The organism is Acinetobacter sp. UC24323, assembly GCF_024151445.1.
GTDB lineage: Bacteria > Pseudomonadota > Gammaproteobacteria > Pseudomonadales > Moraxellaceae > Acinetobacter > Acinetobacter baumannii.
Genome location: NZ_JAHIBY010000022.1, coordinates 1 through 26,831 on the forward strand (window position 1 = coordinate 1; position 26,831 = coordinate 26,831).

General features: G+C 39.4%; 28 protein-coding genes and 1 rRNA gene. 15 read left to right on the forward strand and 14 right to left on the reverse strand.

The features are described 5' to 3' along the window. The 4 genes from rrf to KNQ97_RS18735 all read left to right on the forward strand — a co-directional run. A 5S ribosomal RNA gene (rrf, locus tag KNQ97_RS18720) occupies nucleotides 1-93 on the forward strand; the annotation flags it as partial. Nucleotides 94-265: 172 nt separating this feature from the next. Then, a complete protein-coding gene (locus KNQ97_RS18725; RefSeq protein WP_001198600.1) occupies nucleotides 266-661 on the forward strand; it encodes a DUF2007 domain-containing protein in 396 nt (131 codons plus the stop codon). A 170-nt stretch (nucleotides 662-831) separates the two neighbouring features. Continuing rightward, nucleotides 832-1,395 (forward strand): DUF4256 domain-containing protein, encoded by a 564-nt coding sequence (locus KNQ97_RS18730; protein WP_000988422.1) that lies wholly within the window; start codon nucleotides 832-834, stop codon nucleotides 1,393-1,395. Between the two features lie 136 nt (nucleotides 1,396-1,531). Further along, on the forward strand, nucleotides 1,532-2,695 hold the full coding sequence (locus KNQ97_RS18735) for an acyl-CoA dehydrogenase family protein (RefSeq protein WP_001176661.1): 1,164 nt from the start codon (nucleotides 1,532-1,534) through the stop codon (nucleotides 2,693-2,695). A 31-nt stretch (nucleotides 2,696-2,726) separates the two neighbouring features. Here KNQ97_RS18735 and KNQ97_RS18740 read toward each other — a convergent pair whose 3' ends face one another. Further along, the gene (locus tag KNQ97_RS18740; RefSeq protein ID WP_253612607.1) at nucleotides 2,727-3,326 is read right to left on the reverse strand and encodes a TetR/AcrR family transcriptional regulator; all 600 of its coding nucleotides are present in this window, start codon (nucleotides 3,324-3,326) and stop codon (nucleotides 2,727-2,729) included. 186 nt (nucleotides 3,327-3,512) lie between these two features. Here KNQ97_RS18740 and KNQ97_RS18745 point away from each other — a divergent pair, with 186 nt between their 5' ends. Genes KNQ97_RS18745 through KNQ97_RS18770 form a run of 6 tightly spaced genes read left to right on the forward strand, consistent with a single transcriptional unit; the run spans nucleotide 3,513 to nucleotide 11,880 of the window. After that, nucleotides 3,513-5,318 carry an acyclic terpene utilization AtuA family protein gene (locus KNQ97_RS18745; protein WP_065709754.1) on the forward strand — a complete coding sequence of 602 codons (1,806 nt, stop codon included), beginning with the start codon at nucleotides 3,513-3,515 and terminating at the stop codon, nucleotides 5,316-5,318. Nucleotides 5,319-5,338: 20 nt separating this feature from the next. Continuing rightward, nucleotides 5,339-6,250, forward strand: a complete 912-nt coding sequence (locus KNQ97_RS18750) for an SDR family oxidoreductase (protein ID WP_213064276.1) — start codon at nucleotides 5,339-5,341, stop codon at nucleotides 6,248-6,250. A gap of 10 nt (nucleotides 6,251-6,260) precedes the next feature. Further along, nucleotides 6,261-7,874, forward strand: a complete 1,614-nt coding sequence (locus KNQ97_RS18755; RefSeq protein ID WP_103236402.1) for an acyl-CoA carboxylase subunit beta — start codon at nucleotides 6,261-6,263, stop codon at nucleotides 7,872-7,874. A 42-nt stretch (nucleotides 7,875-7,916) separates the two neighbouring features. Further along, on the forward strand, nucleotides 7,917-9,074 hold the full coding sequence (locus KNQ97_RS18760; RefSeq protein WP_000673016.1) for an acyl-CoA dehydrogenase family protein: 1,158 nt from the start codon (nucleotides 7,917-7,919) through the stop codon (nucleotides 9,072-9,074). A gap of 10 nt (nucleotides 9,075-9,084) precedes the next feature. Further along, nucleotides 9,085-9,921: an enoyl-CoA hydratase/isomerase family protein gene (locus KNQ97_RS18765; protein ID WP_103236403.1), complete on the forward strand. Its 837-nt coding sequence runs from the start codon at nucleotides 9,085-9,087 to the stop codon at nucleotides 9,919-9,921. An 18-nt stretch (nucleotides 9,922-9,939) separates the two neighbouring features. Next, nucleotides 9,940-11,880 (forward strand): acetyl/propionyl/methylcrotonyl-CoA carboxylase subunit alpha, encoded by a 1,941-nt coding sequence (locus KNQ97_RS18770; RefSeq protein WP_253612608.1) that lies wholly within the window; start codon nucleotides 9,940-9,942, stop codon nucleotides 11,878-11,880. 104 nt (nucleotides 11,881-11,984) lie between these two features. Here KNQ97_RS18770 and KNQ97_RS18775 read toward each other — a convergent pair whose 3' ends face one another. The 5 genes from KNQ97_RS18775 to rplM all read right to left on the reverse strand — a co-directional run bounded on the left by KNQ97_RS18775 (nucleotide 11,985) and on the right by rplM (nucleotide 14,745). Continuing rightward, a complete protein-coding gene (locus tag KNQ97_RS18775; protein ID WP_000863321.1) occupies nucleotides 11,985-12,641 on the reverse strand; it encodes a hypothetical protein in 657 nt (218 codons plus the stop codon). A gap of 17 nt (nucleotides 12,642-12,658) precedes the next feature. Then, complete coding sequence (locus tag KNQ97_RS18780; RefSeq protein WP_000003709.1) at nucleotides 12,659-13,087, reverse strand: ClpXP protease specificity-enhancing factor; 429 nt, start codon at nucleotides 13,085-13,087, stop codon at nucleotides 12,659-12,661. Nucleotides 13,088-13,093: 6 nt separating this feature from the next. Continuing rightward, complete coding sequence (locus tag KNQ97_RS18785; RefSeq protein WP_000110148.1) at nucleotides 13,094-13,747, reverse strand: glutathione S-transferase N-terminal domain-containing protein; 654 nt, start codon at nucleotides 13,745-13,747, stop codon at nucleotides 13,094-13,096. A gap of 170 nt (nucleotides 13,748-13,917) precedes the next feature. Continuing rightward, the gene (rpsI, locus tag KNQ97_RS18790; protein ID WP_000224786.1) at nucleotides 13,918-14,304 is read right to left on the reverse strand and encodes a 30S ribosomal protein S9; all 387 of its coding nucleotides are present in this window, start codon (nucleotides 14,302-14,304) and stop codon (nucleotides 13,918-13,920) included. Between the two features lie 12 nt (nucleotides 14,305-14,316). Beyond that, on the reverse strand, nucleotides 14,317-14,745 hold the full coding sequence (gene rplM / locus KNQ97_RS18795; protein ID WP_000854895.1) for a 50S ribosomal protein L13: 429 nt from the start codon (nucleotides 14,743-14,745) through the stop codon (nucleotides 14,317-14,319). A gap of 172 nt (nucleotides 14,746-14,917) precedes the next feature. Between rplM and pdxA the strand changes: the two genes are divergently transcribed. Genes pdxA through KNQ97_RS18810 form a run of 3 tightly spaced genes read left to right on the forward strand, consistent with a single transcriptional unit; the run spans nucleotide 14,918 to nucleotide 17,577 of the window. Next, complete coding sequence (gene pdxA, locus KNQ97_RS18800; RefSeq protein ID WP_253612609.1) at nucleotides 14,918-15,901, forward strand: 4-hydroxythreonine-4-phosphate dehydrogenase PdxA; 984 nt, start codon at nucleotides 14,918-14,920, stop codon at nucleotides 15,899-15,901. Between the two features lie 23 nt (nucleotides 15,902-15,924). Continuing rightward, nucleotides 15,925-16,737 carry a 16S rRNA (adenine(1518)-N(6)/adenine(1519)-N(6))-dimethyltransferase RsmA gene (rsmA, locus tag KNQ97_RS18805; protein WP_000284347.1) on the forward strand — a complete coding sequence of 271 codons (813 nt, stop codon included), beginning with the start codon at nucleotides 15,925-15,927 and terminating at the stop codon, nucleotides 16,735-16,737. After that, the gene (locus KNQ97_RS18810) at nucleotides 16,738-17,577 is read left to right on the forward strand and encodes a symmetrical bis(5'-nucleosyl)-tetraphosphatase (protein WP_000167237.1); all 840 of its coding nucleotides are present in this window, start codon (nucleotides 16,738-16,740) and stop codon (nucleotides 17,575-17,577) included. Between the two features lie 40 nt (nucleotides 17,578-17,617). Here the strand turns inward: KNQ97_RS18810 and KNQ97_RS18815 are convergent, their stop codons facing one another. The 4 genes from KNQ97_RS18815 to hflX all read right to left on the reverse strand — a co-directional run bounded on the left by KNQ97_RS18815 (nucleotide 17,618) and on the right by hflX (nucleotide 20,579). Next, nucleotides 17,618-18,061 (reverse strand): DUF2147 domain-containing protein, encoded by a 444-nt coding sequence (locus KNQ97_RS18815; RefSeq protein ID WP_000514366.1) that lies wholly within the window; start codon nucleotides 18,059-18,061, stop codon nucleotides 17,618-17,620. Between the two features lie 84 nt (nucleotides 18,062-18,145). Beyond that, a complete protein-coding gene (locus KNQ97_RS18820; RefSeq protein WP_000480819.1) occupies nucleotides 18,146-18,820 on the reverse strand; it encodes an LrgB family protein in 675 nt (224 codons plus the stop codon). Nucleotides 18,821-18,830: 10 nt separating this feature from the next. Continuing rightward, nucleotides 18,831-19,202, reverse strand: coding sequence for a hypothetical protein (locus tag KNQ97_RS18825; protein WP_000357904.1), 372 nt, complete (start codon nucleotides 19,200-19,202; stop codon nucleotides 18,831-18,833). Nucleotides 19,203-19,244: 42 nt separating this feature from the next. Beyond that, a complete protein-coding gene (gene hflX, locus KNQ97_RS18830; RefSeq protein WP_016685179.1) occupies nucleotides 19,245-20,579 on the reverse strand; it encodes a ribosome rescue GTPase HflX in 1,335 nt (444 codons plus the stop codon). Nucleotides 20,580-20,782: 203 nt separating this feature from the next. Between hflX and KNQ97_RS18835 the strand changes: the two genes are divergently transcribed. Further along, entirely contained in the window at nucleotides 20,783-21,592 is an 810-nt protein-coding gene (locus tag KNQ97_RS18835; protein ID WP_000195147.1) for a 1-acyl-sn-glycerol-3-phosphate acyltransferase, read from the forward strand. Here KNQ97_RS18835 and KNQ97_RS18840 read toward each other — a convergent pair whose 3' ends face one another. Next, nucleotides 21,593-23,218, reverse strand: coding sequence for a phospholipase D family protein (locus tag KNQ97_RS18840; RefSeq protein WP_000079184.1), 1,626 nt, complete (start codon nucleotides 23,216-23,218; stop codon nucleotides 21,593-21,595). It lies immediately after the preceding gene. Between the two features lie 106 nt (nucleotides 23,219-23,324). On the opposite strand from KNQ97_RS18840, the gene KNQ97_RS18845 reads away from it, so the two are divergent. Continuing rightward, nucleotides 23,325-24,335, forward strand: coding sequence for a metallophosphoesterase (locus KNQ97_RS18845; protein WP_000267335.1), 1,011 nt, complete (start codon nucleotides 23,325-23,327; stop codon nucleotides 24,333-24,335). 47 nt (nucleotides 24,336-24,382) lie between these two features. Here KNQ97_RS18845 and KNQ97_RS18850 read toward each other — a convergent pair whose 3' ends face one another. Genes KNQ97_RS18850 through KNQ97_RS18860 form a run of 3 tightly spaced genes read right to left on the reverse strand, consistent with a single transcriptional unit; the run spans nucleotide 24,383 to nucleotide 26,609 of the window. Further along, nucleotides 24,383-24,862 (reverse strand): OmpA family protein, encoded by a 480-nt coding sequence (locus KNQ97_RS18850; protein WP_001097560.1) that lies wholly within the window; start codon nucleotides 24,860-24,862, stop codon nucleotides 24,383-24,385. A 14-nt stretch (nucleotides 24,863-24,876) separates the two neighbouring features. Then, the gene (locus tag KNQ97_RS18855; RefSeq protein ID WP_002014284.1) at nucleotides 24,877-26,100 is read right to left on the reverse strand and encodes a diguanylate cyclase; all 1,224 of its coding nucleotides are present in this window, start codon (nucleotides 26,098-26,100) and stop codon (nucleotides 24,877-24,879) included. A gap of 5 nt (nucleotides 26,101-26,105) precedes the next feature. Continuing rightward, nucleotides 26,106-26,609, reverse strand: coding sequence for a YfiR family protein (locus tag KNQ97_RS18860; protein ID WP_001985194.1), 504 nt, complete (start codon nucleotides 26,607-26,609; stop codon nucleotides 26,106-26,108). Nucleotides 26,610-26,831: the final 222 nt, after the last annotated feature.

A 26,831-nucleotide genomic window follows, 5' to 3' on the forward strand; every position in this document is an offset into this window, starting at 1 on the left:
AACCACCTGATCCCTTCCCGAACTCAGAAGTGAAACCTCTTAGCGCTGATGGTAGTGTGGGATTACCCATGTGAGAGTAAGTCATCGCCAGCTCATTATTCTAAACACCCCAATCTCAAAAGAGGTTGGGGTATTTTTTTATATGAGAAATCAATCAATTTTTATAGCTGGAATTTGTATCCTCAATCCTTTAAACTTTAAAATTGATTCAAATTATAAAGAAATAAAGCTAATCTAAAGTTATTTACCTCATCAGAAATTTAATATGCAATGGATCGTAGTTAAAACTTTCTCGTTTCCTTATGAGGCACAAATTGCAAAAACTCAATTAGAAGCATTTGGAATTCCTGCTTATATTGAAAATGAGCATACAATTAATATGGATTGGTTTTATTCTAATGCTTTAGGTGGAGTTCGTTTATTAGTTCCAGAAAACTATGTTGATGAAGCGAAGTTATTTCTTGAAAAAGACTTTAGTGATGAGCTTGAACAAAAGTTCGGGGAGAATAAAGAATATTGTCCTGAGTGTGGAAGTTTGGATATAGAGGTTAATACTAAAGGAAAAAAATCTGCCTTTTTAGTGTTTATGTTTTTCGGCCTACCTTTATTTTCTTTTAAAAATGGGAGTAAATGTAAGCGTTGTGGACACTTTTGGAATTAAATATATAGTAAAGGATTATTTATTATCTTAATTATGGACCCTCATGTAGAGAGATTGGATTGAGTTCTATCTCTGCAATTAATGTTTGAGGCAGAGAAGCCCTCGATATTAAACAAAGAAAATAAATTATTTTGATGGGCGTTCTGTTTAATAACTATAAGGTGTATTCAATGATGACTAAAAAACAATTGACTTCAAAACAAATAGATATGTTGCTTGAATTATTAAAAAATAGATTTGAAAAGAATATACATCGACATAAAGAAATTGATTGGACGAATGTGCGAGCTAAACTTATTGAGTCTCCAGATAAACTATGGACATTGCAAGAAATGGAGAATACTGGGGGAGAGCCAGACGTTGTAGCGTATAACAAGCAAAAAGATGAATATTTATTCGTCGATTGTTCTGCTGAAACCCCTCAAGGTCGTAGAAGCCTTTGCTATGACCGAGAAGCCTTAGAGTCTAGAAAAGACCATCCTCCTAAAAATAGCGCAATAGACTTAGTCCAAGAAATAGGGGCTGAACTCCTAACAGAAGAGCAATATCACCAATTACAACAGCTCGGGGAGTTTGATCTAAAAACATCAAGCTGGCTTGCTACTCCAGAGGAAATTCGAAAATTAGGAGGAGCTCTTTTTGCGGACCGTCGCTATGGTCGAGTCTTCATCTATCACAATGGAGCCCAGTCATATTATGCAGCTCGTGGTTTTCGCTGCTGTTTAAGGGTATAGGTCTTGCGAATCAACTCGATCGTCTGGATTTGATATTTTATGCCAAGAAAATGGAGATTCTTGCAACTTTTGACTGATGGTAAACATGACAAGATATGTTCTGGAATTAAATAAAAACATCAGGACATTTCTAAAAATGCAGCTCAATCCAATTTACTATAATGAACAACATATAGCTTTTGCCGATAATGTTCGTAGATTTGTACAAAAAGAAATGACACCTTTCGTTAATGAATGGGATGAGGCTGAGACATTCCCAAGAGAACTTTATAAAAAGGCTGCCGAAATTGGATTATTGGGTCTAGGTTTTTCAGAAGAATATGGTGGTATTCCAGATGCAGATCCATTCTATTCATTACTGGCTGGTATCGAAATGGCAAAGGCGGGTTCAGGTGGGGTGCATATCTCGCTCATGGTCCATACCATTGGCGCCCCTCCCATTCAGCACTTTGGGAGTGAGGAGTTAAAGGCTAGAGTTCTGCCAGGTATTATTTCCGGTGAGAAAATTTCGGCTTTAGCGATTACAGAACCTGGTGGTGGTTCAGATGTTGCTGCGTTACAGACTAAAGCTGTCAGAGATGGGGATTATTATATTGTTTCGGGCGAGAAAACATTTATTACATCGGGAATTCGTGCAGACTATTATACAGTTGCAGTGCGTACTGATCCGACAAAAACGGGTGCAGAAGGCATTTCAATGTTACTCATTGATGCCCATAGTGAAGGTATTACTAAAACGCCTTTGAAGAAAATGGGATGGTGGGCATCAGATACGGCACATTTGCATTTTGATCAAGTACGAGTACCTGCATCAAATCTACTTGGCAAAGAAAATGCCGGTTTTAAAGTTATTATGAATAACTTTAATATGGAGCGGTTTTTCTTGGGAGTAGTCGCTTATGGGTATGCATTAGTCTGTTATGAAGAAGCTTTAGAGTGGGCACAGCAACGTAAAACTTTTGGTAAGCGATTAATTGATCATCAAGTAGTACGCCATAAATTGGTAGATATGGCAACCCAACTGACCTCAACGAGGGCATTACTTGAAGAAACAGCATGGAAAATGACTCAGCCGAAGTTACAAGGACCTGAGTTGGTGGCGCAAATTTCAATGCTTAAAAATGTTGCGACTCGCACTATGCAATTTTGTGCTGATGCGGCTGTACAAACATTAGGTGGTATGGGCTTTATGCGAGGTACCAAGTCAGAACGTATTTACCGTGAAGTAAAGGTCAATATGATTGGCGGTGGTGCTGAAGAAATTATGAAAGATTTGATTAGTAAACAGCTTGGTTATTAATTCTTATAAGGTGGACTTTGAGCCACCTTTTTTATTTCAAAGCCATTTCCCAAACCATTTCCGTTAACTCATCAATTTTGGCTTTACCCTCAGATTTATACCAAGTTACAGTCCATGAAATTGCACCGCCAATTAAGCGTCGCCAAATAAAAGCATCGTGTTTGACTTTACCTTGTGTGCGTAACTTTTCTATAACGTCGAGCCAGATTTGTTCATATTCATTACGCATTTTTAAAAGATAATCTTGCTTTTCTTTTGATAGAGCGAACCATTCGTACACCAACACAGCCATGGCTGCACCAGTATCTCCAGTAATTGAGATCAGTTCGGCTTTAATAAGAGCACGTAATTGTTGTTCTGGGTCTGTAGATTGAGTTGCTGCATCATTTAAACGGGCAAGATTATAGATAATGGTCTGTTCCATCACATGAGCGAGGATATCATCTTTACTTTTGAAATGATGAAATAAGCTTCCCGATTGGATTCCAATAAACTGAGCAAGTTCACGAACAGTGGTTTTATCATAGCCTTGCTTATGAAAAAGATAGGCTGCACCGTGTAATAAACGGCCACGTGGACTGTCATCAAAGCAGGGGATATATGGAATCTGTTCAATTGAGGTGGCAATCATGTGCTCAGTTTGTTCCTTTATCTAAAAGTCTATAGTGGAAATTTTCACTAAATTTCATCGCATTTCAGATTATTTGCCGAATTTGGAAGATTTGGTCAACATCACAATAACATTTTGCGCTTTACAAACCAAGCGCTTGCTTGGTAATGTTGAGGCTGATTTTTAGACAAAATAATGAGAAATAGAATGGCAAATAATCAGCAGGATGATCATCGAGTCGTAAAAATAGGTTGTGCCTCTGGGTTTTGGGGAGATACCAATACTGCCGCTTTTCAGTTAGTGCATTTGACCGATATTAATTATTTGGTTTTTGATTATTTGTCCGAGATTACCATGTCGATTATGGCAAAAGCGAAGATGGTAGAACCGAAACATGGTTACGCTTTAGATTTTGTCAGCCGAGTCATGGCACCCTTACTAAAAAAAATTGCTGAAAAAAAGATTAAAGTGATTAGTAATGCGGGTGGTGTTAATCCATTGGCTTGTCGGGACGCATTGCAAAAAATTATTAAAGAGTATGGTCTAGATCTGAAAGTGGCTGTGGTGTTAGGTGATGATCTTTTGCCAAAACATGAGCAGCTAAAATCACAGAATATTCAAGAAATGTTTAGCGGAGAAGCGTTGCCAGAACAGGTGGCAAGCAGTAATGCTTATTTAGGCGCGGTTGCTATTCGTGATGCCTTAGACTTAGGCGCCGATATTGTAATTACTGGCCGTGTAGTTGACTCTGCTGTGGTACTTGCACCCTTACTTCATGAATATCAGTGGCCTTTAGATGACTATGACAAATTGGCGCAAGGTTCGTTGGCAGGTCATGTGATTGAATGTGGAGCCCAATGTACGGGTGGTAATTTTACCGATTGGCAATTGGTACAGGGCTTCGACAACATGGGCTTTCCAGTGGTTGAAGTGAGTGAAGATGGCTCATTTGTTGTAACTAAGCCTCAAGGTACGGGTGGTCTGGTTTCTACTGCTACTGTTGCAGAGCAAATTGTTTATGAAATAGGCAATCCTCAAGCATATTTACTACCCGATGTAATTGCTGATTTCAGCCACGTGCATTTAGAGCAAGTCGGGGAGCACCGAGTTCGTGTGACGGGTGCAAAAGGACAAGCACCAACTACACAATATAAAGTCAGCGCGACTTACCCAGATGGATATCGGGTTTTAGTGAGTTTCCTCATTGCAGGACGTGAGGCACCACGAAAAGCACAAGTCATTGCTGATGCGATTTTGACTAAGTGCGAACGTGTTTTAGCAATGCGCTCAGTGCCGCCATTTAGTGAAAAGTCTGTTGAAATTTTAGGTATTGAAAGTACCTATGGCGACCATGCCCAAACATTAAATAGTCGTGAAGTGGTAGTTAAAATAGCTGTAAAACACATGTTTAAAGAAGCATGTATGTTCTTTGCATCTGAAATTGCACAAGCTTCAACAGGTATGGCTCCAGCCTTGGCAGGAATTGTTGGAGGTCGACCAAAAGCATCTCCAGTGATTAAGTTATTTTCATTTTTAATTGATAAAAATCAATTGAATATTGAAATTGATTTTGAAGGCAAACGTTACCCAGTTGAGATTCCACAAGGGGTTTCTACAGAGCAATTGCCTACATTGACGGCAGGTGAAAATGCAGTTTATCAAGGAGATGAAATTGAAGTTCCTTTGATTGAAATTGCGCATGCCCGCAGTGGTGATAAAGGCAACCATAGCAATATTGGCGTGATTGCACGTAAAGCAGACTATTTACCATGGATTCGTGCAGCACTAACTGAACAGTCTGTTGCAAGCTATATGCAGCATGTTTTGGATGCTGAGAAAGGGCGAGTAATCCGTTATGAGTTACCGGGTTTAAATGCACTAAATTTTATGTTGGAGAATGCCTTAGGCGGTGGTGGTGTTGCAAGCTTGCGTATTGATCCGCAAGGTAAAGCCTTTGCCCAACAGTTATTGGATATGCCTGTTAAAGTTCCGGCACATCTTTTAGAAAAATAAAATGAATGGATGAAACAAAGATGAGTTATCAATCAATATTTAGACCAGATGCTTTCGCCAATAAAGTCATTATTGTGACAGGTGGTGGCTCAGGAATTGGACGCTGTACTGCACATGAGCTTGCAGCCCTTGGCGCTCAAGTCGTGATTACAGGACGCAAAATTGAAAAATTAGAGAAAGTAAGCCAAGAAATTATAGAAGATGGTGGTTTAGTTCATTTCATTGTTTGTGATAACCGTGAAGAAGAACAAGTGAAAAATATGATTGCCGAAGTGATTGAGAAATTCGGCAAACTCGATGGTTTGGTAAATAATGCAGGCGGGCAGTTCCCCTCAGCTTTAGAGAATATTTCGGCGAATGGTTTCGATGCAGTCGTGCGTAATAATTTACACGCAACTTTCTATTTAATGCGTGAAGCTTATAACCAATGGATGGTTAAACATGGCGGCAGTATTGTCAATATGACTGCTGATATGTGGGGCGGTATGCCGGGAATGGGACATTCTGGTGCTGCGCGTTCAGGGGTTGATAACTTAACTAAAACAGCATCGGTTGAGTGGGGCAAATCTGGCGTTCGTGTAAATGCGGTTGCACCGGGGTGGATTGTGTCATCCGGTATGGATAATTATAGCGGTGATTTTGCCAAAGTGGTTATTCCAAGTCTTGCTGGCAATGTACCGCTAAAACGTATGGGAACTGAGTCGGAAGTTTCATCGGCGATTTGTTATTTACTGTCAGATGCTGCGGCTTTTGTGTCAGGTGTAACTTTGCGTATTGATGGCGCTGCATCGCAAGGGACACGCATGTACCCACTAGCCGAAGCGACAAATAGTCAGTCTTATAATGGTTTCCACCGCGCGTTTATTCCTGAAATTTTTAAAAAAGATAAGACTGAGAAAGTCGAGCAAAGCAATAATTCAGGCTCGGAGTGAGGAATAAAAAATGACCATTCTTCAATCCGAAATTACTGTTGGTAGTGAACAGTATCAAAAGAATAAAGAGGCACTGCTTGCTCAGCTGAGTGAAGTCCGTGCAATTCAGCAAAAAAGCATTGATAAATCGTATGCTGCTAAACCGAAATTCGATAAAAAGGGCAAGATTCTGCCGCATGAGCGTATACGGTTATTGCTCGATGCTGATTCGCCTTTTGTCGAGCTTTGTGGTTTGGTTGGCTACAACATGCATGATGACAAGGATGGCTCCGAAGCTGGTGGTGGTGTAATTGCTGGCATTGGTTTTGTCAGTGGTGTGCGTTGTCTGGTCTCTGCAAGTAATAGCGCGATTAAAGGCGGGACCATGTCTCCTATGGGCGTACAGAAAACTTTGCGTTTGCAAAAAATTGCCTTAGAACAAAAACTCCCGCTGATTACGCTGACCGAAAGTGGCGGCGCTAACTTAAATTATGCAGCTGAAGTATTTACCTATGGTGGTATGACTTTTGCCAATCAGGCACGTTTGTCTGCAGCAGGTATTCCACAACTTGCAGTGGTACATGGGAATGCAACGGCAGGAGGAGCTTATCAACCAGGTCTTTCGGACTATGTGATTGCTGTACGTAAACAGACTGAAATGTTACTTGCAGGCCCACCTTTACTTTTGGCTGCTACGGGTGAAGTCGCTACAGCGGAGGAATTGGGTGGGGCGGAAATGCATGCGCAGGTTGCTGGAACCGCAGAATACTTAGCAGAAAATGATGCCGATGGAATTCGGCTTGCACGTGAAATTTTTGAACACCTCAACTGGAAAGAGCAAATCAAACCAGTTGATGTGACTTATAAAGAGCCTCGTTACGATACCGAGGAACTGTTGGGTGTGATTCCAAGTGATCCTAAACAACCATTTGATATGAAAGAAGTGGTTGCCCGCATTATTGACGATTCAGATTTTCTAGAATTTAAGCAGGAATATGATGATTTAACGGTATGTGGCTGGGCAAAAATTGGTGGTTTGCATATCGGTATTATTACCAATAATGGTCCGATTACCCCTCAAGGAGCAGTGAAAGCAGCGCAGTTTATTCACTTATGTGAACAGACTAACCGCCCGTTATTATTCTTACATAACACTACTGGCTTTATGGTGGGAACCGATGCCGAGCAAAATGGCATTATTAAGCATGGCTCAAAACTGATTCAAGCGGTTGCCAATTGTACTGTACCTAAAATTTCAATCGTTGTGGCAGGGTCATATGGTGCTGGTAACTACGCAATGTGTGGTCGGAGTTTATCGCCAGATTTTATTTTTGCTTGGCCGAACTCGCATGTTGCTGTAATGGGGGCTGCACAGGCCGGAAAGGTACTACGTATTGTTGCTGAAGGGAAACAAAAAGCTTCCGGGCAGGAACCGAATCCGCAAATGCTCGATTTTCTTGAGCAAAGTACAGCCATGAAATTAGAGCAGCAATCTACCGCGCTTTTCAATACGGCCATGCTACATGATGACGGCATTATTGACCCGCGAGATACCCGAAAATTACTGATTTTTCTTTTACAAACCATTTATGAAGCACAGCAGCGCGATCTAAATCCGACCCGTTTTGGTGTGTCTCGTTTTTAATAAACCTTTGCCGTAATTAAAAAAATTAATAGGAACAACATCATGAAATTTACTGCCGAACATGAAGCATTACGTCGCACAGCGCGTCAATTTGTTGAAAATGAACTGAATCCGAATATTCCGGAATGGGAAGAAGCTGGACGTTTCCCGATCCACGATGTATTTAAAAAGATGGGTGATCTTGGCCTATTGGGGATTTGTAAGCCTGAGGAAAATGGTGGTCTGGCTTTAGATTACTCTTATAACCTTGTGGTTGCCGAAGAAATTGGACGAGCAGCTTGTGGCGGTGTGCCTTTAGCCATTGGTGTACAAACCGATATGGCAACACCTGCTTTGGCGCGTTTTGGCAGCAAAGAATTACGTGATGAGTTTTTAACACCAGCCATTGCTGGAGAATATGTTGCCTCAATTGCGGTATCGGAAGTACATGCTGGTTCGGATGTTGCTGCTATTAAAACGACTGCTAAAAAAGATGGCGATGACTATGTCATTAACGGCAGCAAGATGTGGATTACCAACTCACTGCAAGCCGACTTCTTTTGTCTTTTAGCCAATACGTCTGACGATAAACCACATGTTAATAAGTCGATGATTATTGTGCCAGCCAAAACTAAAGGGATTAGTTTTTCAGAACCGTTAAATAAATTAGGTATGCGTTCAACGACCACAGCACAAGTTTATTTGGACAATGTACGTGTACCTCAGCGTAATTTGGTTGGCGTTGAAGGTATGGGCTTCATGATGCAGATGATGCAATTTCAGGAAGAGCGTTTATGGGCTTGTGCTAATGCAATTGGTGGTTTGGAAAATTTAATTCAAAAGACTATCGCCTATACCAAAGAGCGTACGACGTTTGGTCAACCACTCATTAATAACCAATATATCCATTTTCGTTTTGCCGAACTCATGACTGAAGTAGAAGCGCTTAAAGCCTTAACCTACCAAGCGTGTGAACAGCATATTGCTGGTGAAGATGTGACCAAACTGGCATCTATGGCAAAGCTCAAAGCAGGCCGTTTAAGCCGTGAAGTTGCTGATAGCTGTCTACAATATTGGGGTGGCAATGGCTTTATGTGGGATAACCCTGCATCCCAGCTATATCGTGATGGTCGTTTAGGCTCTATTGGCGGTGGAGCAGATGAGATTATGTTGGGGATTATCTGTAAGTTGATGGATATCTTGCCAAAAAAACAAAAATAAGGAATCAGCCATGACACTTTCAGCATCGCTTCAAGCTTTAGATATTGATGACAGTATTCAATTAGAACAAGACGGCAGTATTTTATATCTTTGGTTAAACCGACCGGAGAGCCGTAATGCCATGAACTTGAATATGGTCAATGCAATTCAACAAGTCTTTAATGCCATACGTGATGATCTTTCAATTCGTGCAGTCATCTTTCGTGGTGAAGGTGGGACTTTCTGCGCAGGTGGTGATATTAAGGACATGGCTGCTTTACGCGTTGAAGCAACTAACATTGGTAGTCTACAACCTTATACTGACTTTAACCGCCGTTTTGGTGCCATGCTTGAGCAAGTTGAAGCTGCACCACAGACTGTTGTGGTCATTTTAGAAGGTGCGGTGTTAGGTGGAGGTTTTGGGCTGGCATGTGTTTCTGATGTTGCCATTAGCCGTGATAATGCGCAGTTTGGTTTACCTGAAACTGGGCTTGGTGTGATTCCTGCTCAAATTGCTCCTTTTGTGGTGAAACGTATTGGCCTGACTCAGGCACGCCGACTTGCTTTACTCGGCATGCGTTTTGAAGGGCATACAGCACTGAGTGTCGGTGTGGTTCATCAAATTGCACATAATGAAATTGAACTTGAACAAGCTTTAGAGGAAACCATTCAACACATTAAACGAGCAGCTCCTCAAGCTTCACGTGTGACTAAAGCACTGTTATATCGAACACTCAATGAACCTTTAAATCAGTTGCTAGATGATGCTGCACAGCAGTTTGCTCAAGCGGTTGGTAGTGCTGAAGGACAAGAAGGAACGATGGCTTTTATCCAGAAACGGTTACCAAATTGGGCCGATGAAACATAAGAGATAAGGATAAAAATAATGAAATTTTCAAAAATACTGGTTGCCAATCGTGGTGAAATTGCAGTTCGAGTTATGCAAACAGCCAAGGCAATGGGTTACCAAACCGTCGCAGTTTATTCCAATGCAGACCGTAATGCTCGCCATGTGCAAGAGGCTGATGAAGCTGTTTATATTGGTGCTTCAAAAGTATCGGAGTCTTATCTCTCCATCGCTAAAATTATTGAAGCTTGCAAAAAAACAGGGGCGGATGCAGTTCACCCCGGCTATGGTTTTTTGTCAGAAAATACTGATTTTGCTCAGGCATGTATCGATAATCAGATTACCTTTATTGGGCCTACCGCTTCTGCAATTGAGTTAATGGGCAGTAAACGCCTTTCAAAAATCGCCATGATTGAGGCGGGCGTCCCTTGTGTGCCGGGGTATGAAGGTGACCGACAAGATCTCGAATATTTAACAACTCAAGCTGAGCAGATTGGCTTTCCAATTATGGTCAAAGCTTCTTCGGGTGGTGGCGGTCGTGGCATGCGTTTGGTACAGCAAACATCCGAGTTGTTTGAGGCATTACAAACCGCACGTTCAGAAGCTGAAAATGCTTTTGGTTCTGGCGAGCTCATTTTAGAAAAAGCAGTTATTGCTCCGCGTCATGTCGAAATCCAGGTTTTTGGCGATACACACGGCAATTATGTCTATCTATTTGAACGTGATTGTTCGATTCAGCGCCGTCATCAAAAAGTAGTTGAAGAAGCTCCATGTCCGGTGATGACGCCTGAACTGCGTCAGAAAATGGGTGAGGCAGCTGTAGCAGCGGCAAAAGCATGTGCTTATGTCGGGGCAGGTACAGTTGAGTTTTTGCTAGATGCATCGGGTGCATTTTACTTTTTGGAGATGAATACCCGTTTGCAAGTGGAGCATCCTGTCACTGAGCTTATTACGGGGTTAGATTTAGTTGAATGGCAGTTACGTGTGGCGAATGGTGAGCAGTTGCCTTTAAAGCAACATGAATTGACCTTAAATGGACATGCGATCGAAGTGCGCTTGTATGCAGAAGACCCACGTCAGGACTTTTTGCCACAAACAGGAAAAGTTTTACGCTGGAAGCCTGCAGCTTTGCCAAATGTGCGAATCGATCATGGCATGTTAGCAAATGATGAAGTCAGTCCATTTTACGATCCGATGGTAGCAAAGGTGATTGCCTATGGGAAAACCCGTGAGGATGCGATTCGCTTACTGGCTCGTGCAGTCGATGATAGTGTTTTACTTGGAGTGAATAGTAATAAACAGTTCTTGGTCAATTTACTGCGCCATCCAGTTGTTGTTACAGGGGATACCAATACTGCATTCATCCAACAGCATTTCCAAAATGATCCCAGCTTACACCATCAGGTTTTATCTTTAGAAACCTTAGCAATTGCTGCGGCATTATTTAGCCAAATTAAAGGTACTGCAGTGTGGCAAACTGGGCTTGGTGTGCCATTACCGTTAAAATTACAAACTGCCGATCAGCAAATTCAATTGCAGGTTTCATCTGTAAATAACATATTCACGGTACAGTTCTGTGATCAAACAGTTGTTATTGATGTGCTTGAGAAAACGCCAGAACAGCTAGTTTACTTAATTGATGGTGTACTTCGCCGTGTTCAATATGTATTGGATGATGATCAGCTTTATCTAGATCGAGATAATGGCAATGTTTTGATACGCAATATGACTTACGCTGCACCAGAAGCTACCGATGTAGCGGGAGATGGCAAAATTCGAGCACCGATGGATGGGGCTGTAGTGAATATCCTAGTCAATGAAGGCGATCAAGTAGTAAAGGGCCAAACATTATTGATTCTTGAAGCCATGAAAATTCAGCAACAGATTAAATCTGATGTGGATGGTGTAGTCGATGAAATTTTAGGTCAGCAAGGTCAACAAGTGAAAAAACGGCAAATGCTATTTAGTATCCAAATTTAAGAGAAGAGCAATTGTGGTTACTAGTAATCACTATTGATTTATAGAAGATGATTATTTAAATCAAAAAAGGGAACATACGTTCCCTTTAATTATAAAAAACAAAATTATACAAGCTGTGTATACATACAATAGAGATAGCCTAAAATAGCTAAAGCAACAAGAGGAGCGATAACTTTTGACCATCCAGGAATAAAAGTTTCGATAGGTTGCTCTTCAACATGTAAATCTTCATGATGTGGTTGGGCTTGGTGAACCATTTGGTTGAACTCCTTCATTGTTGCATCCAATGATAGTTCTTCTTGTTCAACAGGTTTAGAACCAATGAGCTCTGTTAGATGGTTTGTTGACCAAACCCAATCTTCAGCTTGGCCAGATAAATGTTCAACTTGCCCTAAAATGAGCTCTTTTAAACCACTTTGGCCGAAACCACCGGTCTCATCAAGTTGATTAAGTTCTGTTAACTGTAATGCCAGAATCTCAGAAATACTTTGCTCAAGTTCAGCATTTTTTAAAACTGACTTATTGTGTTTTGACGTAGTTAGATGACGTGCAACTTCTTGAATATACAATGGATCGGCAGTTTTGATTTCATGATAAATTTTATTGTCGTCCTGACGCCATAAGCTGATTAATTTACCAAGCGTCAATATATTCACTTCGTCAATCAGCTTATTTTTCTCATTGGCTGGATATTGATTTAAAAGCTGAGGCTTTTGAATTTTTATTTGCTCAGCAAAGTATTGGACTAAATCAAATGCCATACTTTATTCCTCTAAAATTAATCTAAAATTCTTAATGTTGGCTTTTTCTTGGTTGGTTCAGATGTTTCTTGTGTTTCTGAGTCTAACTTATCTTCTACAGGCGCTACATTGGCATATTCTTCAGGGTCAAAGAATAAACCTTGTCCATTTTCACGTGCATAAATACCTAAAACTGCTTGAATAGGTACGTAAATATCTTTGGAAACGCCGCCAAAACGTGCTGAAAATGTAATCGCATCATTGCTAATGAGTAGTTGATGTACCGCATGAGGCACAATGTTTAAAACAATTTGCCCATCTTTCACAAACTGTTGTGGTACATCAGTGTGTGGTTGTGTTGCATCAACGAGTAAATAAGGTGTGAGTTGATTGTCACAAATCCATTCATAGATTGCACGAGCAAGATAAGGACGTGTAGGGGTTAATTCAATAGTTTGCTCAGACATATCACACTATTCCATATTTAATAGTTCATTGTAACGGGTTTTCTCTTGGGGCGTCATGGATTTAACAAAAGAAGGGCGGCTAAAGATACGTTTACAATACAAAAATATAGGTCGACACTGCTGCTTTGGTAAATCAATTCCCATGCTATTAAGTCTCACAAAAATTGGAGCAAGCATACAGTCCAGGATTGAAAAATTTTCGGACATAAAATAAGGGAAATGCTGAAATAAAGGGGTAAGTGATATTAAGGTGTCACGCAATTCTTTTTGTGCTTTTTGTTTTTGTTCTACATTTAACGTATCTGCATGTCTGAGCATATGATCGGCCAACTTAAACCAATCATTTTCAAGACGCCAAATATATTGGCGTTGCTCTGCACGTGCCATAGGGGCATCGGCATATAGTTTATTCTGACGATATCGGTCATCGAGATACTCAGCAATGATAGGTGCTGAAAATAATTTAAGATTTTGCTCAACCAGCATTGGCAATTGATTATAAGGATTTAGGCTTGCGAGATCTTCATCTTCGTGATCAGTCACGATTAATTGATATTTAATTTGTTTTTCTGCCAATAAAAAACGGATCCAGTGTGAACGGAAATCATCAGCATGGCTGTAAAGGGTAATTCCCTGAATTGAGGTGTTTTCGACCGACATATCACAAGGTATGGTTGTGTGAATCGGTTAGAATACTAAAAATATGCGTGGAAATCACGGTGACAAAGATAGAGTTTCATATATTTATCTGTTTCACTCATCTACAAAATGAATATGCAATAAAAAAGCCTTGGGAAAACCAAGGCTTTTTGTCCGATTCGGTAAACGAATTAACGTTTAGAGAATTGAGGACGTTTACGAGCTTTACGTAAACCAAGTTTCTTACGTTCAACTTCACGAGCATCACGAGTAACGAAACCAGCTTGACGAAGAACAGGTTTTAAAGTTTCGTCAGCAGCGATAAGTGCACGAGTAATACCGTGACGGATCGCACCAGCTTGACCACCGATACCACCACCTTTAACAGTGATGTAAAGGTCATATTTTTCAGTAGCTTCTAAAAGCTCTAAAGGTTGACGAACAACCATACGAGCAGTTTCACGACCGAAATATTGCTCTAAAGTACGGTTGTTAATAACGAGTTTACCTGTACCAGCTGACAAGAAAACACGTGCAGTTGCGGTCTTACGGCGACCTGTACCATAATTAGTAGCCATGTGCTGTATCCCTTAGATGTCCAAAACTTGTGGCTGTTGAGCAGCGTGTGGATGCTCGCTACCAGCGTACACTTTCATCTTCTTGATCATTGCATAACCAAGAGGACCTTTTGGCAACATGCCTTTAACAGCACGTTCAAAGATTTCTTCAGGTTTGTGAGCAACTAATTTTTCGAAATTAGTTTCTTTTAAACCGCCTGGGAATTCAGTGTGGCGATAGTATTTCTTGTCAAGCGCTTTGTTACCAGTCACTTGAACTTGTTCAGCATTGATAACGATGATGTAGTCACCAGTGTCAACGTGAGGAGTATAAGAAGTTTTGTGCTTACCGCGTAAACGACGTGCAATTTCAGTCGCTAAACGACCAAGAGTTTTACCTGTAGCATCAACAACGAACCAATCGTGTTGTACTTCAGCAGGCTTTGCGCTGAGAGTTTTCATTCAAACACTACCTATTATAGTTGGTTTGAGCTAGACATCGCTCAAACAAAAAGGAGACGAGATTCTAAACGAGTTTGTTGTCAATCACAAGAAAAATCCCATATAAGCTACATAATTTTATCCCTAATCCGATGAATGTAGGATATGTTAAAATAATTCAAATTTTAGAGATGTGTCGGGGGTGATTGTGCTGCCTTTATATGTCACTTCCGGTGAACCTGCCGGTATTGGTCCAGATATTTGTTTAAGTCTGGCAAAACGGGTTGATGAACGTCCTGTTGTGGTTTTGGCTGATCGAAATCTATTACAACAACGCGCTCAAAAGCTTGGTCTAGACATTAAATTTTTAGAGTATAGCGGACAAGCTGAATCGTCTTTGCAAGGCGAGCTTTATATAGAACATGTACCCCTAGAAACTATAGTCGTTGATGGACAGCTTAATGCTGCTAATGCCGCTTATGTATTAGAGCAATTACGTCGCTCAGCTGATTATGCTATGTCTGGTAAGAGCGTCGGTGTAACCACTGCTCCTGTTCAAAAGTCGGTGATTAATGATGCAGGGATTTTATTTAGTGGACATACTGAATATTATCAAGAATTTGCAGGTGTAGAGCGTGTTGTTATGATGCTGGCAACGAAAACGTTGCGGGTGGCTCTGGTGACAACTCATTTACCATTAAGAGATGTTGCAGATGCAATTACCAAAGAACGCTTGCATCAAGTGATTGATATTTTACTTCACGACCTAAAAACCAAATTTAAAATTAATGATCCTCGAGTCTTAGTATGTGGGTTAAATCCTCATGCAGGCGAAGATGGTTATTTGGGACGTGAAGAGATTGATACGATCAATCCGGTACTTGAAAGCTACCGATCACAGGGAGCTAAATTAAGTTTAAGTTTGCCAGCTGATACTTTATTTACTCCTGAACATCTTAAAAATGCTGACGCTGTTCTTGCGATGTACCATGATCAAGGCTTACCTGTGTTAAAATCACAGGGTTTTGGTGAAGCAATCAATATCACATTGGGCTTACCATTTATTCGGACTTCGGTCGATCATGGTACTGCTCTGTCTTTAGCTGGGACAGGATTGGCAAAAAGCTCAAGTTTAAATGTCGCTGTCGATTTAGCTTTATCTTTGGCAGCGAGTTAAATTTTTCATGTTGGAAATGTTCTATGTATCAAATTAATGCCCTAAACCCGAAAGATGAAGGGCATAAAGCTCGTAAACGTTTTGGTCAAAACTTCTTACATGATCAACGAGTCATTGCCAAAATTGTACGCTCAGTCAATCCGCGTACGGGTGATAATATCGTCGAAATTGGTCCAGGTTTAGCTGCTTTAACTTCTCCTCTAATTGGAGAATGTGATGCATTAACTGTAGTTGAATTAGACCGTGATTTAGCTGCCGGCTTACCTGAACGCGTGCCACATCCAGAACGTTTAACTATCGTAGAAGCTGATGCATTAAAATATGATTTTAGTCAGCTTGTAAAAGATGGGCGTCCATTACGCGTTGTCGGCAATTTGCCTTATAACATTTCTACACCATTACTTTTTCATCTCTTGGAATTTGGTAGCCAAGTTAAAGACATGCACTTCATGTTGCAAAAAGAAGTGGTAGAACGTATTACTGCTGAACCGAATACAAAAGAATATGGCCGTTTATCAGTCATGATCCAATATTATTGTCAGCCTACCTTTTTATTTGAAGTTCCAGCAGGCGCATTTAACCCGCCACCAAAAGTGACAAGTGCAGTATTTCGCTTGGTTCCTTACGAACAAAAACCAATTACGGCGAAAGATGAAAAAGCTTTAGCTCGCTTGGTTGCTCACGTCTTTACTCAACGTCGTAAAACGCTAAGAAACAGTCTTAAAGGTATGTTAGCAGAAGATGGTTTCGAGAAAGCAGGAGTCGACCCAATGGCTCGTCCAGAAACTTTAACTCTTGCAGAGTTTGTGGCTTTGGCAGATCAAATGGTGGCATAAATGACTAAGCGCTATAACTATGTAATTGGAGATGTGCAAGGTTGTTTTGAGGCACTCAAAGCGCTATTAAAAGAAATACGTTTTGACCCTGATCAAGATTTTATCTGGTTTGCTGGTGACTTGGTTGCACGTGGTGAAAACTCTGTAGGTGCTCTACGTTTTATTAAAAAACTAGCTGATCGAGGGGCTGCTGCTACCGTATTAGGTAATCATGATTTAACCCTGATTGCCGGTGCTCGTGGTCTTAAGGAAATTAAAGAAAAAGATCGCACGCAGGATGTTATTGACGCCGTGGATGGTGATGATCTTATCGATTGGTTACGTAAACAGCCGTTATGTTTATTTCCAAATGAGCAAACAATACTGACGCACGCAGGTGTACCTTGTATTTGGGATGCACAAAAAACTGCTGCATTGGCAAAAGAAGTTGAGGCTGTATTGGCGCATGATGATTTATCTGCGCTAGATGCATTTTTAGCTGAAATGTATGGTTCAAAACCCGATCTTTGGACAGATGATTTGACAGGTAATGAACGTTTACGCTGTATTACCAATTACTTAACTCGTATGCGTTTAACTAATGCAGAAGGGGCTTTGGAGTTTAGTTTTAAAGATACTTTAGATGCACCAATGCCAGAAGGTTATTTACCGTGGTTTGAATTTCCAAGTAAGGCTGCACAAACCCATCAAATATTTTTTGGACATTGGGCTGCTCTAGAGGGTAGAACTATTAGTGAACACATCCAAAATGTTGATGGCGGTTGTGTATGGGGTAAAAACTTAATTGCTTATCGTCTTGAAGATCAACAAGCTTTTTCTGTGAGTAACCCTGTTATGTAATAAAAAAGCCGCCGAAGCGGCTTTTTTATTTTTAAGATATTTATTCTAGGCGAATCCAGATCTGATTACGGCCTAAAGCAGATACCCCAAGGTAACCGCGCATGTGTAGACGTTTACCATTTGCACTGAGTTTTGCTTTTAATCCGTAAACTTTACCCGTATTTGGGTCTAGAATTTTTCCACCTGTATAGGTTGAATTATCAGTTTGCTTGAGCCCGGTTGCGATATCTAAGCCTAAAATAGGCTTATTAGTATAAGGTGCAGGGCAGTTATCACAAATTTCTTTTGGTGTATAACCTGGGCGCGGTGTAATTTTTACGATTTTACCTGCATAAGTACCATTTGCCTCTTTCCGTATTTCTACATGTGCTTTAGGTGTACCTGTTTTATCGTCAATCGTTTGCCAAAGACCTGTAATATCAGCTGCAAAAGTAGCTGTATTTATTCCCACTAGGAGCAAAGCTCCAACAAAAAATTTCCCCATAATCAAAAAATCCTTTTAGATTTGAAAGATCCATCTTATTTGTAATTAATAACGGGTTCAATGTTTATTTAAACTACTTTTTAATCAGTGTATTCCAAAAGATAACATAAAGGTTGGTAGCCAAATAGCAGTAAATACACCATTTAATGCCATGCCAAATGCCGCATAACGGCCTGCTACAGGTCCACGTTGCCAAGCCTGAGCAGTTCCAATTGCGTGTGCAGCTAAGCCTAGAGCTAAACCTGAGGCTCTTTCATCGTGTATATGCTTAAGTAAAAATGGTGAAAATGCTGCACCAATAACTCCGGATAAAATCACAATGAGAGTGACTAATGTCTCTGGAGCATGTAATAAGGTCGCGATGTTTAAAGCAATTGGGGTGGTTACTGCACGTGTAGCAAAAGCCAAAATAGTCGGCTCAGACATATGCAGTAGGTAAGCAAGACTCATTGGTAAAGCAACAGCACTAATGCTGGCAAAGCACAAAATGCCAATCACCGATTTAAGAGGTAAATCGTCATAACGCATTGCAGCCAAAGGTATAGCTAAAGCAACCGTGACATATCCTAATAAATGGCTGAATAAATCATTTACGTAAAGTCGATATTCTTCATAGGGAACTTTCAAGATTGACAATAGCCCAATGACAATGAACATGCCGAAAACTAAAAGAGGAACTTGAGGAAAGCGGCGGTTTAATGGTTTTGCACAAAGGTAGCCAACTAAAGTGATCAAAAATCCATAAAGAATCATAAACATTTTATTCTCCTTATAACCAATGTTTTGCCATTTTTGCATAGACCCACAAGGGTATAAGGGTGCTCACTACCAAAACAAAAAGAAATAGCGGAATTTCTTTACCCATATGCACCAGCATAATTAAGGAGCCTGCACAAATGGGTAAAAAAGCAAAACCACTTTCTTTCATGACTTTATTATTAGTATCGACAAGTCTTAGCGGGATTTTCTTAAATTTACGCCAAATCAGTAAAACGATAAGTAAACTAATTAAACCTACCAGATTGCCTAACTCTGGATGACCAAAAGCACGCATAACGACAACTGAGCCTTCGCGAAAACCGATAATAAGTAGTAAAGTTCCTACCCATGCTGCCCAGTCTATACTTTTGATCTTATCCATATTTTTTATCTCTAAAAGTTTACTTATCAAGTTTTAACTGATCTAGTGCTTGATTTCAAACTCTTCCAGTGGTCTTTTAAACTGACTTGCGCGTTCACCTAATATCTCATCTATAGGGAGTTTGGCTTGGCGAATTAACTGCTCAAGCTTATGAGGTGCAATTCGTATATCGATATGTAATAGCCCTTCATCGTCATAATGCTCAGATTGAATGACATTTAAGGCATAAAGTTGAGTACGCAATTTGCCATAAGCAGGTTTAAGTACCAATGAGAAGTGCTGAAGTTGTCCCATTAGACATTCTTGTACGGCTTGGCGAAGTAAATCTAGACCTAACCCTGAGTGTGCAGATACATAAACACGATCTGGAACATGAGGCTCTGAATAAATAATTTTCGCCTCTTCGCCACTCAAATCAATTTTGTTATAAACACGAAGTACGGGTGCATCCGCTCCAATTTCCTTCAATACACCTTCAACGGCTTCAATCTGGTCAAGCATGTCATGACTACTACTATCGATGACATGTAAAAGCAGGGTAGCTTCAAGCGTTTCTTCTAAAGTTGCTTTAAATGATTCGACCAAATCATGTTGTAAGTTTCGTACGAACCCTACAGTATCTGCTAGAACCACCGTACCAATTCCATCCCATTCTAGGCGACGTAAGGTTGGATCAAGTGTTGCAAATAGTTGGTCGGCTGCATATACATCACTTTTTGCTAAAATATTAAATAAGGTTGATTTACCCGCGTTGGTATAACCGACTAATGAAACAGTTGGGATCGAAGCTTTTTGTCTTGCAGCTCGTCCTTGCATACGGGTTTGATGGACTTTCTCTAACTTATCTTTTAACTGGGTAATACGAACACGAATGAGACGACGGTCTGTTTCGAGTTGTGATTCACCGGGACCGCGTAAACCGATACCACCTTTTTGTTGTTCAAAATCAGCAGACCAACCACGGATTAAACGGGTTGATAAATGTTTTAACTGAGCAAGTTCAACTTGTAATTTACCTTCATGGGTCCGCGCGCGCTGGGCAAAAATATCTAAGATGAGACCGGTGCGGTCAATAACGCGGCATTTTAAAATCTTTTCTAAATTACGCTCTTGGGCAGGGGTTAATGCATGATCAAAAATAACAAGACTTGCTTCTAAGTCCTGAACTTGTTCTGCAATCTCGTTAACTTTACCTGAACCAATAAAAAACTTAGGGTCCGGTTTATTACGTTGAACTTTAATGTGCTCAAGAATATCTGCACCAGCTGACTGTGCAAGTAGAGCAAATTCTTCGGCATCCAGATCATCTAATAATTGTACAGACACACTCACTAATATTGTGCGTTCTCCGCCTTGATGCCGATCAACATATTCCACGTGGCTATAAATCCTGAATAAGATAAAACTTTATTCTAGAGGAAACTTGGACAAAAGGGGAAAGGGTTTACTCTTATTCTTTAGATTAACTACAGCGCATTTTATTTTTATTTGTGTCTATCACACAGCGATGCAAGTTTATTCCGAAACGTATAGAATGGCTCGAGATGGGTATAACAATGATTGATCGTTAGTGAAATTTTATGACTCAAACGCAAAGTATAGTGAATTCAACGTTAAAGAAATTTTCAAAAATAGGTTTATACGGAAAAAAAGTTACTTCAGCGACTGCGGCAATCAGTGAAGGTTTTTACTTAGTTTATCGTCATGGACTTTATAAAGATCCAAATAACCCTGTTAACACTCGATATGTTCAATATTTCTGTCGTCGTTTATGCCAAGTATTTAATCTTGAAGTTCAAGTACATGGCACAATCCCCAGAGAGCCCGCTTTATGGGTGAGTAACCATATTTCTTGGCTTGATATCGCCGTTTTAGGTTCAGGTGCACGTGTCTTCTTCTTAGCTAAAGCCGAGATAGAAAAGTGGCCTATTCTTGGCAATTTGGCGAAAGGTGGGGGTACCTTATTTATTAAACGTGGATCAGGTGACTCCATTAAAATTCGAGAGCAAATTACCGAATTTTTAAAACAAAATATTCCAGTTTTATTTTTCCCTGAAGCGACTACTACAGATGGCCATTCTGTTAAGCGGGTTCATGGTCGTTTACTCGGAGCTGCTATCGAAGCTCAGCGTCCGGTACAGGTATGTTTAATCTGTTACGTAAACCGTCATGGTGAGTTAGATACCGTTGCACCATTTATTGGTGAGATGTCATTCGTTGAGCATATTCAACGTGTGCTAGAAATGCCGAAAGTAACAGCTCATTTACTTACACTTCCTCCTATTTCGGTAGAAGGCCATGATGTAAAAAGTTTGACTCAAGAAGTACAAGAAAAAATGGTTGAAGGATTGGCTCAATTACATAAAAAAGTACTTAAGCCAAAAAGTTAATTACATAAAACCTTCGAGTGGCAGCCATGATAGTAGTTTCATGCCTGCCTTTTGCCACCATTTCATTTCTGGTTCTTTTTTATAAATTACAGGGCCTTTTGGAGTTTCCTGTTGCCAGTAAATATGATTGTTTGGGTCGAGCTTTAATTTATAAGCATATTTGTTTAAGTTTTCATCCATCGTATGGTGAATTGTTTTGGCCAGTGATGGACTGTCTAAAATTACGCCAATTTCAGTATTTAAATACGCCGAACGTGGGTCAAAGTTAAATGAACCAATAAAAACCTGTTCATCTAATGCCATAAGTTTGGTGTGTAAACTTGAGCGGCTTAAACCTTTCATGTTTACTTTCGCTTTGGTTGCCAGCTCATCCGTATTCTTATTTAAATCACGTTTATCTGGAGTCGGTAAAAACTCATAAAGTTGAACGCCGTTTTTCAAAAGTTCTTTACGATATTTTCCATAAAACGCATGAACAACAGCTACGTCATTTGCTTTGAATGAGTTTGTTAAAACTCGAACTTCTACACCTTCTTTAGCAAGCGTACTTAAAATTTTAGCGCCTTGCTTTTCTGGAATAAAATAAGCCGAAATCAGGTCAACATTGCTTTCTGGTTTTTCCAAATGGTTAATCAATTGGAAATTTAAATGTTCTTCTTTTTTCGCTTTTGATCTAATTTTATCAGGTGAGTCTTTCACAACCTCTGCTTTAACCCAATCAAATTTAATATTACGGTCTAACCATTTATCAAAAGCATGTGATCTAGAGGTTAAGTCAAGGAAGTTCTGAACGGTGGCTTGTTGATAATGAGCATCAAGTTGTTGTTTTAAGCTTTCATAGCGCAAACGGTGTTGTTGAGCACTGACGATACTTTGGACGGAATATGCATATTCATGATTCCAGTAGTCATCAAAAGAATTCACGATATCATCAACGGCAGCACCAACCAACATGACATCGACGTCAGAAAACTGGTAACTGTCACTAACGTTGTAATACTGATTTGTCATATTGCGCCCACCAATAAGCGCAACCTGATTATCAGCAATAAAGCTCTTGTTATGCATACGACGATTGATACGCTTTAAGTCTAAAATCATATCCATCGCGCGATATTTGCGGAAACGGTAGGGGTTAAATAATTTAACTTCAATATTTTTATGTTGAGAAAGCGCGAGTAACACGCCTTCCATCTTTTTAGCATTATTATCGTCAATTAATAAACGTACTTTAACACCACGATCAGCAGCACGAATAATTGCATGTAAAGCTAAAGCACCGACTTTATCGTTATCCCAAATATAGTATTGTAAATCTAAAGTCTTTTCGGCTTTATCAATCAGCCTTAAGCGAGCCGCGAGTGCTTCTAAGGGATCATTTAAAAGATGATAACCCGTTAAATTCGGATTTTTTTCACGTAAAGGCGTAATAATTTTTGAAAGAGAAGTTTGAGATGTATCGATATCTCGTGCGTACTGGATTGGTTCAGGGCTATGTTTGGGTAATGTGCTACAACCTGTCAAAGCCACAGCGAAACTTGAACATACGACTATAGAAGCTTTAATCAAAAAGCCTTTAGCCAGTTGATGAGTTTGAAGCTGTTTGGAATGAAAGGATTGTGCCATAATCAATACATACGATAAGGTGAGCTAGAGTATAATTCGTGCATATTGAAAGATAAATATTGAATTTGATCACTAGCAATCAATATAAGATAAGTCGAGAATCGTAATGTGGAACCCAAATTCAATCATCTTTTGTTTTTACCTTATTTTTTCAATACTTGCTCTCTGGGGAATTATTGAAGCTTGGGTTCATCAATCACGTACTGAAACGATTCATCCATTTAAAGCTTTTGTTCACTTACTTGCTTTTTATCTATCTTATCTTCTTATTCCACTTTGGTTCTTTAATTTATATGCCGGTTGGATAGGTTATTACTCAATTCATGAAACCATTTTTATCTTTTTATTAAGCGGTATTCTCATTTACGCACGTTTTATAGAGCCACATATGGTACGTGTCGATGTTCACCAATATCGTTTAAACCCAGATCGCCGTTTTGCTAAACCTGTAAAAGTCGCTTTAATTGCAGACTTACATATAGGCCTATTCTCTGGGCATGAACGTCAACTCAAAATCATTGTGAAAAAGCTTAATGAACAACAGCCAGACTTAGTAGTTGTGGCAGGAGACTGGACTTATGAGCCAGAAGATAAGCTAGTACAGGAACTGAGTGTACTTAAAGATATTAAAGCTCCAGTTTATTCAGTTCCAGGGAACCATGACGAGCAATATCCGGGTCCGCCTATTCAACAATTATTAAAAGATGCACTTCACTACAATGATGTAATGGACATTGAAGGAAAAATTGTTGAGTTTGATGAGTTTCGTTTAATCGGGATTGGTGACTTATGGGCAGGGAAAACCGATATGCGTTCAATGCCAGACTTACCTCAAGATAAACCATGGTTAATTCTTTCCCATAACCCCGATACGGTAGATATGGTCCCTAAATTACCTAACCGCCCTTTAATGTTGTCAGGTCATACACATGGAGGGCAGGTCGAACTTCCGTGGGTAACCAACTATATTATGAAAAAAGTATCAATTTTAGGCCATAAACGTGGTTTCTATTCGCATGAACACGCCGATGTATTTGTTACTGTAGGAACAGGTATGGTTGGAATACCATTAAGATTTCGTGTACCACCTACTATTGATATTATTGAACTTGTATAAAACAAAAAAGCCAATCACAACGGATTGGCTTTTTTACAATGAAAAATTTAAGGAATAATTACGATAGCAACACGACGATTAATTGCCCGATTTTCATTGGTTGTATTCGGTACATACGGTTGAGTTGAACCACGTCCAATAACGTAAATATTTTCCTTTTTAAAACCGTGAGTCAAAAAGAGGTTCGCAACACTTTGTGCACGTTCTTCAGATAACTTCTGGTTGTATTCAGGATTACCTACATCGTCAGTGTGACCAACGATTTTTAATTTATTCAAATCATATTTATTTAATTGATTTGCTAAACGTGTAAGCTCTGCTTCATGACTTTGTTTTAATGTTGCGTCATTAAAATCAAATAATAAGCGTTCTGGTAAACCTAGAGTCCAGCCTTCATTAGTAAGTACAAACCCCTCTTTTTTTAGCATTTTTACTTGACGATATTTCAAAGGACCAAAACTCAAGCAGCCTGCAAGCGCAATGCACAGCAATGCAATAAAGGAGAGTTTCAAAGATCTTGTATTCATAAATTAGCCTAAATTTAATTCTCTGGTTTATAAATAAACCAATGTTGCTCAGAAGTCTTAGCCTTATACATCGCTTGATCTGCTTGCATAATAAAATCTTCTGGACTAGACGCAAATTGGGATAAAGCAATCCCTACACTAAAACTGAAATAAATCGTTTGATCATTTAGATGCAAAGGTTCTTTACAGCTTTCGAGTAAATTTTCAGCAATAGATATTAAATGATCGGCATGCGTAATGGAATGCAAAATAACCGCAAATTCATCACCGCCTAAACGGGCAATAAAATCTTGATGACGTAAACGCGTTTGTAACCTTTTCGCCATCTCTTTTAAAACCTCATCACCAGCTAAATGTCCGAACTGATCATTAATTGATTTGAAGTTATTGTTATCTATAAACAATAAGGCTGACTTATTATCAAAATCCTTATCTTCAAACATATCTAATAGTATTTGATAAAAATAATGTCTATTCGGTAATAGGGTCAGCTGGTCATGATGAGCTTGAAACGATAATTTACGATTTTCCTTTTGCAGCTGATTATCCCAAATCTGAATTTCTTCAAGTAACTCATTAAAAACTGTATTTAGATCTTGAAACTCTTTTATTCGGTTATAAGGAAAACGAAGGTTATAAGCTTTTTGTTCACTCACGATTTGAGCAATATTTGTGAGTGGGTAAATCGCTTGCATAATTTGACGATAAGTCAAATTCACTGACCACCACAATGCACAAACAATAAATAGCATCGCAATAGCAAGGCCGACCATAATCATCTTTAAAAATTGTAATATTTTTTCAGAGCTACCAAAAAGGGTGAGTTCACCTACATTCTGTTGATGATGATAAATCGTTAAATGTACCGGCTCATTTAAAAACCAGTGATCAAACCATTTCTCTAATACCGAAGTTTGACTCGACAACTTAAAACTTTGAGCAATCAGGTGATGTTCAGAGTCATAAATATGAATCGCTCGAATAGAGTGATCATTTGTGTATTCATTTAAGATTTGTTCGATCGTGATCTTATCGTTAAACACAACGGCAGGTTGAATACGCTCAAGAAGAGTATGGCTAAGTAATTGCAAATTTTGTTTTGCATAAGTTTCCATCGTAAAAACGGAAATTGATACAAATGTAAAAGAGCAAATAAAGAAAGTTATAGCAAAGATCGTAAATTGAGACTTTCTAAAAAGTGCATGTAGTGAAGTGGATTGATACAACTTAGATATCATAATCCTTACTCCGCGTTCTTAGCCAAGAGTAAAACCCTTGGATCAATATGGACCTTGGAATGGCTTAATGCATCTAAGTTAACTTTAAAAGTGGTGTAATTATTTTGATTATATAAACAAAAGATACTACCAACTTCACATTCTGGATTATTAATACTTAAAGAAAGCAAAGAACGATATGGATAATTCTGAATTAAGTTTTGTTGCTGCTGAGGTGGTGTAGTAGAGAAATAAACAGCCTGGCAATGCGATTTAGAAAAATCTTTAGCATTAACGGTTTGTACACGATAATTATAAGATAATTGTTGAATATAAGACTGGAAGGTAGAAGTAATTGATGCATTATCAATTACACAAAGAGTAGGCGTGCTTACATTCTCCCATTTGCTATAACTTAAAATAGATAAAGTAAGCACATAAAAGTTATGTTTTGAATTGGCATAAGCAGGCCCACTCGTAGCAAACACTACAAGTATGCAAAATAATACTTTCTTAGCGGAGTGCCACATGGTGAGTTAATGCCAAATCAATTGCACGAATAATCTATTCTACATGAAGTTGAATAACTAAAAAAAGTTTAATATCTCATCTAATATCCAGTGAAAAGCCTAAAAAATGTACGCTTGATATGAATTGCTAGAAAAAGGGGTTGCAAAGGGAATGAGATGGTCTATAATGCACATCCATCGGCGGTGATGCAGATAGAAACTTGTTGAAAAACAGTTACTTGT

Excerpts from the sequence above, each read along its gene's own strand:
- KNQ97_RS18725 (WP_001198600.1), top strand. The coding sequence starts at position 266 with ATGCAATGGATCGTAGTTAAAACTTTCTCGTTTCCTTATGAGGCACAA.
- KNQ97_RS18730 (WP_000988422.1), top strand. The coding sequence starts at position 832 with ATGATGACTAAAAAACAATTGACTTCAAAACAAATAGATATGTTGCTT.
- KNQ97_RS18735 (WP_001176661.1), top strand. The coding sequence starts at position 1,532 with ATGCAGCTCAATCCAATTTACTATAATGAACAACATATAGCTTTTGCC.
- KNQ97_RS18740 (WP_253612607.1), bottom strand. The coding sequence starts at position 3,326 with ATGATTGCCACCTCAATTGAACAGATTCCATATATCCCCTGCTTTGAT.
- KNQ97_RS18745 (WP_065709754.1), top strand. The coding sequence starts at position 3,513 with ATGGCAAATAATCAGCAGGATGATCATCGAGTCGTAAAAATAGGTTGT.
- KNQ97_RS18750 (WP_213064276.1), top strand. The coding sequence starts at position 5,339 with ATGAGTTATCAATCAATATTTAGACCAGATGCTTTCGCCAATAAAGTC.
- KNQ97_RS18755 (WP_103236402.1), top strand. The coding sequence starts at position 6,261 with ATGACCATTCTTCAATCCGAAATTACTGTTGGTAGTGAACAGTATCAA.
- KNQ97_RS18760 (WP_000673016.1), top strand. The coding sequence starts at position 7,917 with ATGAAATTTACTGCCGAACATGAAGCATTACGTCGCACAGCGCGTCAA.
- KNQ97_RS18765 (WP_103236403.1), top strand. The coding sequence starts at position 9,085 with ATGACACTTTCAGCATCGCTTCAAGCTTTAGATATTGATGACAGTATT.
- KNQ97_RS18770 (WP_253612608.1), top strand. The coding sequence starts at position 9,940 with ATGAAATTTTCAAAAATACTGGTTGCCAATCGTGGTGAAATTGCAGTT.
- KNQ97_RS18775 (WP_000863321.1), bottom strand. The coding sequence starts at position 12,641 with ATGGCATTTGATTTAGTCCAATACTTTGCTGAGCAAATAAAAATTCAA.
- KNQ97_RS18780 (WP_000003709.1), bottom strand. The coding sequence starts at position 13,087 with ATGTCTGAGCAAACTATTGAATTAACCCCTACACGTCCTTATCTTGCT.
- KNQ97_RS18785 (WP_000110148.1), bottom strand. The coding sequence starts at position 13,747 with ATGTCGGTCGAAAACACCTCAATTCAGGGAATTACCCTTTACAGCCAT.
- rpsI (WP_000224786.1), bottom strand. The coding sequence starts at position 14,304 with ATGGCTACTAATTATGGTACAGGTCGCCGTAAGACCGCAACTGCACGT.
- rplM (WP_000854895.1), bottom strand. The coding sequence starts at position 14,745 with ATGAAAACTCTCAGCGCAAAGCCTGCTGAAGTACAACACGATTGGTTC.
- rsmA (WP_000284347.1), top strand. The coding sequence starts at position 15,925 with ATGTATCAAATTAATGCCCTAAACCCGAAAGATGAAGGGCATAAAGCT.
- KNQ97_RS18810 (WP_000167237.1), top strand. The coding sequence starts at position 16,738 with ATGACTAAGCGCTATAACTATGTAATTGGAGATGTGCAAGGTTGTTTT.
- KNQ97_RS18815 (WP_000514366.1), bottom strand. The coding sequence starts at position 18,061 with ATGGGGAAATTTTTTGTTGGAGCTTTGCTCCTAGTGGGAATAAATACA.
- KNQ97_RS18820 (WP_000480819.1), bottom strand. The coding sequence starts at position 18,820 with ATGTTTATGATTCTTTATGGATTTTTGATCACTTTAGTTGGCTACCTT.
- KNQ97_RS18825 (WP_000357904.1), bottom strand. The coding sequence starts at position 19,202 with ATGGATAAGATCAAAAGTATAGACTGGGCAGCATGGGTAGGAACTTTA.
- KNQ97_RS18835 (WP_000195147.1), top strand. The coding sequence starts at position 20,783 with ATGACTCAAACGCAAAGTATAGTGAATTCAACGTTAAAGAAATTTTCA.
- KNQ97_RS18840 (WP_000079184.1), bottom strand. The coding sequence starts at position 23,218 with ATGGCACAATCCTTTCATTCCAAACAGCTTCAAACTCATCAACTGGCT.
- KNQ97_RS18845 (WP_000267335.1), top strand. The coding sequence starts at position 23,325 with ATGTGGAACCCAAATTCAATCATCTTTTGTTTTTACCTTATTTTTTCA.
- KNQ97_RS18850 (WP_001097560.1), bottom strand. The coding sequence starts at position 24,862 with ATGAATACAAGATCTTTGAAACTCTCCTTTATTGCATTGCTGTGCATT.
- KNQ97_RS18855 (WP_002014284.1), bottom strand. The coding sequence starts at position 26,100 with ATGATATCTAAGTTGTATCAATCCACTTCACTACATGCACTTTTTAGA.
- KNQ97_RS18860 (WP_001985194.1), bottom strand. The coding sequence starts at position 26,609 with ATGTGGCACTCCGCTAAGAAAGTATTATTTTGCATACTTGTAGTGTTT.